The organism is Microbacterium testaceum (assembly GCF_001476285.1).
Taxonomy (GTDB): Bacteria; Actinomycetota; Actinomycetes; order Actinomycetales; family Microbacteriaceae; genus Microbacterium; species Microbacterium testaceum_B.
Map to the genome: position 1 here is coordinate 24,579 of NZ_LDRU01000084.1, position 8,077 is coordinate 32,655.

Sequence of the window (8,077 nt, forward strand, 5' to 3'; positions counted from 1 at the left end):
CCCAGGTCGTAAGGGAAAAATATGTCCCCCAAAAGGGGGACATATTCATTTGTTAAGCGCTAAAACGAATTCCCCACTCGCGGACGAGAATGCCGTTCGGCGCCAATGCGTGCACATCGATTCCGGAGGCGAAGGCATTCGCGGGTGCGGTCATCGGCTCGATCGCCACGGCGAGCGGCTGCCCGGGGTAGCGATCGGTCGTGAACACCTGCGCCCAGCCGAATCCGGCGTCCTGCCACAACTGCAGGACCCGACCGTCGGGGGCCGTGAGGGTGTGGACGGCCCGGCCCTCGGCATCCCTCTCCAGACCCCGGTATCCGTTGTCGAGTGAGGCGTCCCCGAGGCGGCGGCCACCACGCAGGTCGGTGTCGGCGTCGACCGGCACCTCGTCGATCGGGATGTTGCGCTCGTCGAGCACGAGCGTCGTCGTCCCGGTCGAATGGATGACCAGGTCGGCGGTCTCGACCCCGCCGATCTGCAGGTACGGATGCACGCCGAGGGCGACGGGGGCGGTCTTGGCGCCGACGTTCTCGATGTGGTGCGCGACGTGCAGCCCGTCGGGCAGGAGCGTGTACGTGACCCGCGTGCGCAGGTGGAAGGGGTAACCCGTCTGCGGCACCACGTCGGCGCCGAGGACGAGCCGATCGTCGGTGTGCTCGATCGGCTGGTACGTGCCGAAGCGCAGCAGTCCGTGGCTGGCGTTGCCGAACTTCGGCTCGCTGATCGCGAGCTGCAACTCTTCGCCCGCGAACGTGTACCGGCCGTCGCGGATGCGGTTCGGCCATGGGACGAGCACGACACCGGATGCCGCGGGCGTCGGCTGATCGTCGGGGTAGGACGGCACGAGGTCGACGCCGCCGACGGTCAGGGCCCGGAGCGCGGCACCCACCTGGGTGATCTCGGCGGAGGAGTGCTCTCCGCGGAGGACGAAGCGGGTTCCGGTCGGGTCAGCGGTCATGACGAAGCCTTTCGCGTGCGGGGAGGACGCTGCAGCCACGGCCGCAGCAGTCGGGTGACCCACGGGAGCACCGCGTAGGTCATGACGGGGGTGAGCATGAGGGTCGTGGCCAGCACGCGCACGACGAGGGGGATCTCGGCGAACCCCGGGATGAAGCCGAGCAGCCACGACGCGAGCAGGTTCGTGGGGAAGAAGCCGACCCAGATCGTCACGGCCTGCTTCCAGCGCGGGGGAGCCGCCGGTACGGGCTGTTGCACGGGGGAGGTGGTGGCATCCGTCGGGTGGAGGACCGATCCGAAGGAGGCGTCGAACCAGCCCTCGATGCCGGTGCGGCGCTCGACGCGCTCCTCGCGCGCGAAGGGGCGGCCCGAGTCCAGCCACCACTGTCGCTGCGACGACGTCTCCCACCCCTCGAGCGTGGTGATGTCGCGGAAGCGGTACAGCATGTACCAGAGGTCGCTGTCTTCGCCCGCGCGCACCCACCCCGAGCCGAGGAAGCCCGGGAAAGCGGTCGCGAGGTCGGTGCCGGCCTGCATCCAGGAGGTCGCTTCGGCGGTGCGCGTCGGGTCGATGCGCCGCTCGATCGCCACCGTGATGGGGTGGGCGTCGGTGTCTGCCATGCGTCCATCTTCGTGCACCGCGCCGTGCCTTTCGGGCGCTTCTCCGTGTCGGTGCCACGGTGACCCTCGTCCCACATATGGCGGTGTATGTCCCTGTTGTAGAGGGTGCGGATGACTGGCACCGGCCATAAGTGGGACGAGGATCGATGGGGGCGACATGGATGCCATTCCCAGGCGCGACCTGTAACGTGGGCGGGTCGGCTCTGGACACCGCGTGTGATGCGCGGATGGGTTTGTGAGTCCAAGGGGCCGATGGACAGGACGCGATCGCGGCCTCGACCATCATCAGTGAATGGCCCCCGGCCGACGACGTTCCGGGTTTCGCACCGCCGCGAGCGGTGCCGCTGTTTCGCGCGAACAGAACCCAGGAAGTCCCCCATGCCCAAGAACAAGAAGCCCGCCGGCGGCCGCGCCGCGAAGAACTTCGAGCCGCGCTACGGCGCGAAGACCTCGTTCCAGGACCGCAAGCGCCGCCCCGGCGCCGAGGCGCCCGCCAAGCCCGGCAGCAAGAGCCCGAACCACCGCGGGTACCGCCCCGAGGCTGAAGCCGCTCCCGACAAGCGCCGCTGGAGCGCGTCCGACCGTGCCGGTCGCGACGAGGCCCGCAGCATCCGTCACTCGGCTCGCGACGAGCGCTTCGGTCGTTCGGATCGGGATGCCACGGCCGGCCGCCGCGACGAGCGTCCGGCGCGTTCGTTCGACGACCGCCCGCGTCGTGACTTCGGCGATCGCCCGGCCCGCTCGTTCGACCGCCCCGCGCGTTCGTTCGACCGTGACGAGCGTCCTCGTCGTGATGCCGGCGAGCGTCCCGCCCGGACCTTCGACCGCAGCGACCGCCCGGCTCGCTCGTTCGACCGAAACGACCGTCCTGCGCGGTCCTTCGACCGCGACGAGCGTCCTCGTCGTGACGCGGGTGATCGCCCCGCCCGCTCCTTCGACCGGAACGACCGTCCCGCGCGTTCGTTCGACCGCGACGAGCGTCCGCGTCGCTCGTTCGATGACCGCCCGGCGCGCTCTTTCGACCGGAACGACCGTCCCGCGCGGTCCTTCGATCGTGACGAGCGTCCCCGCCGTGACGCCGGCGACCGCCCTCAGCGATCCTTCGACCGTGACGAGCGCCCGCGTCGCTCCTTCGATGACCGCCCGGCGCGTTCGTTCGACCGTAACGACCGCCCGGCGCGTTCCTTCGACCGCAGCGACCGCCCGCAGCGTTCGTTCGACGACCGCCCGCGTCGCGCCGACGGCCCGAGCCGCAGCGATTGGGCCCACGCGCCCGGAGGCTCCGCCCGCCGCGACAGCGGCGGGTGGAGTGGGCGTGGGGAGAACGCCACCCCCAAGCGCTCCGCCGAGCACGAGCAGCGCGTCGACGTCGTCCACGAGCGTCTGCAGGCCGAGGCCGTCGACGCCGCGACCGTGACCGACGCCGGCTTCGCCGACCTCGGACTCGGCGACAACATCGTCCGCGCGCTCGCCGGTCTCGGTGCGGCGAGCCCCTTCCCGATCCAGGCCGCCACGGTCAAGCCGATCCTCGAGGGCCGTGACGTCCTCGCCCGAGGCCGCACCGGCTCGGGCAAGACCATCGCCTTCGGCGCCCCGCTCGTCGAGAGCATCCTGCGCGCGCAGGCGGGCAAGCGCCGCGAGTTCGGCCGTGCGCCGAAGGCGCTCATCCTCGCTCCGACCCGTGAGCTCGCGCTGCAGATCGACCGCACCGTCCAGGTCATCGCGCGCAGCGTGGGCCTGTTCACCACGCAGGTCTACGGCGGCGTGCCGCAGGCACGCCAGGTCGGTGCGCTCAAGAAGGGCGTCGACATCGTCATCGGGACGCCCGGCCGCATCGAGGACCTGCTCAACCAGGGCAAGCTCGACCTGTCCGACGTGCAGATCGCCGTCCTCGACGAGGCCGACCACATGTGCGAGCTCGGGTTCCTCGAGCCGGTGCAGCGGATCCTTCGCGCAACCGCCGACGGCAGCCAGAAGCTGCTCTTCTCGGCCACCCTCGACCGCGAGGTCGCCGCGCTGGTCGACGAGTTCCTCGTCGAGCCGGCCGTGTACGAGGTCGCCGGTGAGGACCAGGACTCGGGCACGATCGACCACCGCGTCCTCGTGATCGACCACCGTGACAAGGCGGAGATCCTCGGGTCGCTGGTCGACCGCGACGGCAAGACGCTCGTCTTCGCCCGCACCCGTGCCTACGCCGAGATGCTCGCGGAGCAGTTCGACGAGGCCGGTATCGCCGCGGTCGCCCTGCACGGTGACCTGAACCAGCAGAAGCGCACCCGCAACCTGGAGAAGCTCACCTCGGGTCGCGTGAACGTGCTCGTCGCCACCGACGTCGCCGCTCGTGGCATCCACGTCGACGACATCGATCTGGTCATCCAGGCCGACGCTCCCGACGAGTACAAGACGTACCTGCACCGCTCGGGCCGCACCGGCCGCGCCGGTCGCAGCGGCACCGTCGTGACCCTCATCACGCGTCAGCGTCAGCGTCGGATGACCGAGCTGCTCGACCGTGCCGAGATCGACGCGCCCTTCGAGCCCGCACAGCTCGGCGACGACCTGATCGAAGAGATCTCGGGCCGCCAGCTGGCCGACGTCACGTCCTGATCCGGCCGTTCACCAGGCCCCCGTCGCTTTTCGCGGCGGGGGTCTCGTGCGTTCGGGGTCCCGTGCGCTCAGAACAGCGTCGGCTCGCTCGCGGGGGCGACACGGGGTCTCACGGATGCCGAGCCCCCGGTGCCCCGCACCGGACCGAGGCTGCTGGTCGTCGGCGTGCGTGCGGCCAGCCCGGGCTGCGGTCGTCCGCGGGGGTGGTCGTCTTCATCCCAGCCGTCGAGGCGGTGCATCCGCAGGAGCGGGCGCATGCGCTTGCCGAGCCAGGTGCGGTAGGCCTTGGGGGCCGAGACCGAGACGCCGGGGTAAAGACCCCGATACGACGACACCAGGTGCGGATGCTCGCGTTCGAGCCACTCGAGGAACCATTGCTTGGCGCCGGGTCGGAGGTGCAGGGCTCCGTAGACCACGCGCGCGGCACCGGCCGCTCGGATGCGGGCGAGCGCGTCGTCGAGCACGGCGACCGAGTCGGTGAGGTGCGGCAGGATCGGCATCAGGAACACCGTGACGCGGAAGCCCGCCGCGGTCGCCGCGCGCACGGTCTCGAGTCGCGCCTCGGCGCTGGGGGTCCCGGGCTCGATCGACCGCTGCAGGGTGTCGTCGAAGACGGCGATCGACATCGCGAGGGACACCTTGACCTGGCGGGCGGCGTCCGAGAGAAGCGGCAGGTCGCGCCGCAGAAGCGTGCCCTTGGTGAGGATCGAGAACGGAGTGCGGTTCTCGGCGAGCGCGCCGATGATCTCGGGCATGAGGCGGTAGCGGCCCTCGGCGCGCTGATACGGGTCGGTGTTGGTTCCGAGCATGACCGGCTCGCGGGTCCACGATCCCCGGCGCAACTCGGTGCGCAGCACGTCGGCGACATTGACCTTGACGACGATCTGCGAGTCGAAGTCGCTGCCGTAATCGAGGTCGAGGTACTCGTGTGTCTTGCGGGCGAAGCAGTAAACGCACTGATGATTGCAGCCCCGATACGGGTTCACCGTCCAGTCGAACGGCATCGCCGAGACCCCGGGAACGCGGTTCAGCGCACTCTTGCAGAGCACCTCGTGGAAGGTCATTCCCGCGAACTCCGGCGTGGTCACTGAGCGGACGAGTCCGTCCATCCGCTCCATGCCGGGCAGCGCGGCGGTATCGTCGACGCCCAGCTGCTGGCCCTGCCACCTCATGGAAAGAGTCGAACACAGATTCGAATCAATCGCAAGGAGAAAGCGTTTCGCATCGAAGATATGCAATTCTTCGGCGGCTGTCGACAGGGTTAGAGTGACAGCACGCCCATACGGCGGACCAGCGGGAGGGCAGGCCTGTGAGCTCAGGTGTCAGGGGTGAGCGACTGCTCGCTCGGTCGGGGCGGCGTCTCGAGCCCTTGCATCCGCGGTTCGTCAGTGAACACCCCACCGCCGCCGGGTGGATCTGGGTCGGCGCGATGGTCCTGCTGCTCGCCGTGTGCAACATCTTCGACCTCCCCCACGGTCTCCGCATGGTGATCTCGGCGGCCCTCGTCCTGCCGTCGCTGCTCGCGACCCTCCTCGTGCTCTCGCAGACGCCGCGCACCCACCTCGAATACGAGGAGTCGATCCTCGGACACTTCGCGTCTCGATTCGTCGGGCTGATGAGCGCGGTCGTGCTGTGGATGGGGTCGGTCGTGGTCGGTGCCGCCGTCGCCGTCCAGCTGACCGCCGACGCGGGACCCGATCCCGACGTCGCGTGGGACGAGGCGGCGGGCATCTTCGCGACGATCGTCCCCACCGTGATCGTGATCCTGTGGGCCGCGCTCGTTTTGCGATGCGTGAGCTACCTCGCGCGCCTGCGCGGGTGGGCGGCGGTCCCGTCGTCGCACCGCATCCCCGACCGCATGCTCGCCGAGGTGCCGCGGACGCGCCGCGTCGTCATCGGTCTCGCCCACCCGGGTCTGCTGCTGGTCTCCGGGCTCTTCACGGTCGTCGTCGGCTTCGGTTACGCCGGTCGGATCGCCCTCGACTTCATCTCCTGATCCGCACGGCTCCGCGCGGCCGTCCGGGTCCACGCACCCCGGGTCCACGCGCCACGCACCCCGGGTCCACGCACCCCGGGGTCACGCCCCCCGGCTCCGCACGCCGCCCGGGTCCATGCCCCCGGGGTCAGGGGTGGTACGAGGCTCCGTGGTGGAACTCTGGCGGCTCGGTCGCGTCGTCACCACCGGTCCGCGCCCCGAGCAGCAGTCGCGTGAGAGCGGCACCCGACGACAGCAGATCGTCCAGGGCCGTCTCCAGGTCGGCGTCGGTGACCGCGGTGCCGTCCCCGCGGACCGCGGCGAGGAGGACCGTTCGGCGGATCAGCTCCTTCGCGAACGACCCCGTGGTTCCCTCGGCGCGGGCGGCGGCGGCATCCAGTGCGTCATCCGACAGGGGGAGGTTCGCGGCGTAGCGACGGAAGAGCCGGCGTCGCGCGTCCGGTCCCGGAAGGGGGATCTCGACGCCGAGGTCGACGCGGCCGGGCCGGGCGGCCAGTGCCTCTTCGAGGATGTGCACGTGGTTGGTCGTCATGACGAACGCGACGTCGGCGTCCCCCTCGAGGCCGTCCAGCGCGTCGAGCACCTCGAAGAGGATCGGTTGCGGCGAGTACCCGCGATCGGCGGCGACGAGGTCGATGTCCTCCAGCACGACGAGCGACGGCGGGAAGGTCCGGGCGATCTCGGCCGCCGCCGCGATGAAACGGATGCTCGAGCCGGTCAGGACGACCGCCGTGGTCTCGGGGGTCCGGGACAGGAGGTGTCGAACGGTCAGGGTCTTGCCGGTTCCGGGTGGGCCGTAGAGGAGGACGCCGCGCTTGAGGTGCTGTCCCGCCGTGCGAAGGGCCTCACGGTGCTCGCCGACGCCGACCACGTGCTCGACCACCCGCTCGAGGACCCCCTCCTCGAGCACGATGTCGTCGGCGTGCACGTCGGGACGCTCGAGAAACGTCGCGCCCGCGTCGTGGCCGTACTCCGTCGGCACGAACGACAGCACCCGCCCCTTCAGGACGCTGCGCTCGACCATCAGGCGTCGCAGCTCGGCGATCAGCGAGGTCGCGGCATCCTGATCCGCACTCAGCACCTCGAGGCGGGCCGTCTGCTCGCCGTGGCGGGGTGAGGCACCGCGTTGGACGATCACGATCGGGTGTCCCGCGAACGACAGCAGGCGCACGCCGAAGGCCACCACGCGACGCTCGGTGTGCGGTCCGGTCGCCCGCATCTCGTACGACACCGGCCCGGGGGCGAAGCGGGTGTGCGCGTTGGCGATCAGGTCGGCGACGGAGGAGTGCAGACGCTGCTCTCCGCCGGTGACGCCCAGGAGGGTTCCCCCACCTGTGGTCGTCAGTTCGTCGAGGGCGATGTCGGCGTCAACCAGCCGGTGGGGCGGGACGGTCTCGGTCAGGACGGGAACGGACGCGGCGTCCACGCCCAGGTGCTCGCTGAGCGCGACACCCAGGGGCGTGCGTTCGCCGGCGGCTTCGGTGGCGGCGAGTCGTTCGACGTGCTTCAGGTAGCTCCGGACAGCCCGCATGAGGTCGCGATCGTCGTCGTCGAGCATGGGTGCTCCTCTCCCTCGGATCGGGACACGGTCTTCCCAGCGTGCCCTCGCCCTCGTCAGGTCGCAACCGAGGATTCACCGAGCGAGCCCCCGCCCGGGTCGACCCGGGTGAGCGCTCGGGGGACAATGGGGTGAATGAGCTCCTCTGATCCGACGTTCCCGACCCGTCGCGCCGCGCGCGCGGAGGCCGAACGTCGGGCGACGGCGGCCATCCCGATCGCCGGCGCCGAATCCGGCCCCCGCCGGTCCACCTTCGAGGAGCACGTCCCCGCCGAGCAGCCCCTCACGCGACGTGCGAGGCGTGACGGCGAGAGCCCGCGCACGGCGCTCGGCGCGCTCCT

At 70.6% G+C, this 8,077-nt stretch carries 7 protein-coding genes; 3 read left to right on the forward strand and 4 right to left on the reverse strand.

Features of this window, described 5'->3' with window-relative positions; all coding sequences use genetic code 11:
- Positions 1 to 52: 52 nt before the first annotated feature.
- Together NS283_RS14160 and NS283_RS14165 are read right to left on the reverse strand one after the other, a co-directional pair.
- Positions 53 to 958: an aldose 1-epimerase family protein gene (locus NS283_RS14160; RefSeq protein ID WP_058597498.1), complete on the reverse strand. Its 906-nt coding sequence runs from the start codon at positions 956 to 958 to the stop codon at positions 53 to 55.
- Positions 955 to 1,578, reverse strand: coding sequence for an antibiotic biosynthesis monooxygenase (locus tag NS283_RS14165; protein WP_058597499.1), 624 nt, complete (start codon positions 1,576 to 1,578; stop codon positions 955 to 957). Before NS283_RS14165 ends, NS283_RS14160 begins: the two co-directional genes overlap by 4 nt.
- Positions 1,579 to 1,956: 378 nt before the next feature.
- On the opposite strand from NS283_RS14165, the gene NS283_RS14170 reads away from it, so the two are divergent.
- Positions 1,957 to 4,182 carry a DEAD/DEAH box helicase gene (locus NS283_RS14170; protein WP_058597500.1) on the forward strand — a complete coding sequence of 742 codons (2,226 nt, stop codon included), beginning with the start codon at positions 1,957 to 1,959 and terminating at the stop codon, positions 4,180 to 4,182.
- Positions 4,183 to 4,250: 68 nt separating this feature from the next.
- Here the strand turns inward: NS283_RS14170 and NS283_RS14175 are convergent, their stop codons facing one another.
- Positions 4,251 to 5,354, reverse strand: coding sequence for an Rv2578c family radical SAM protein (locus tag NS283_RS14175; protein ID WP_058597501.1), 1,104 nt, complete (start codon positions 5,352 to 5,354; stop codon positions 4,251 to 4,253).
- A gap of 137 nt (positions 5,355 to 5,491) precedes the next feature.
- Between NS283_RS14175 and NS283_RS14180 the strand changes: the two genes are divergently transcribed.
- Complete coding sequence (locus NS283_RS14180) at positions 5,492 to 6,178, forward strand: hypothetical protein (RefSeq protein ID WP_153001366.1); 687 nt, start codon at positions 5,492 to 5,494, stop codon at positions 6,176 to 6,178.
- Between the two features lie 127 nt (positions 6,179 to 6,305).
- On the opposite strand, the gene NS283_RS14185 is transcribed toward NS283_RS14180, so the two are convergent.
- On the reverse strand, positions 6,306 to 7,736 hold the full coding sequence (locus NS283_RS14185; RefSeq protein WP_058597503.1) for an AAA family ATPase: 1,431 nt from the start codon (positions 7,734 to 7,736) through the stop codon (positions 6,306 to 6,308).
- A gap of 135 nt (positions 7,737 to 7,871) precedes the next feature.
- On the opposite strand from NS283_RS14185, the gene NS283_RS14190 reads away from it, so the two are divergent.
- The coding region (locus tag NS283_RS14190) for a hypothetical protein (RefSeq protein WP_058597504.1) at positions 7,872 to 8,077 on the forward strand (206 nt) is incomplete at its 3' end.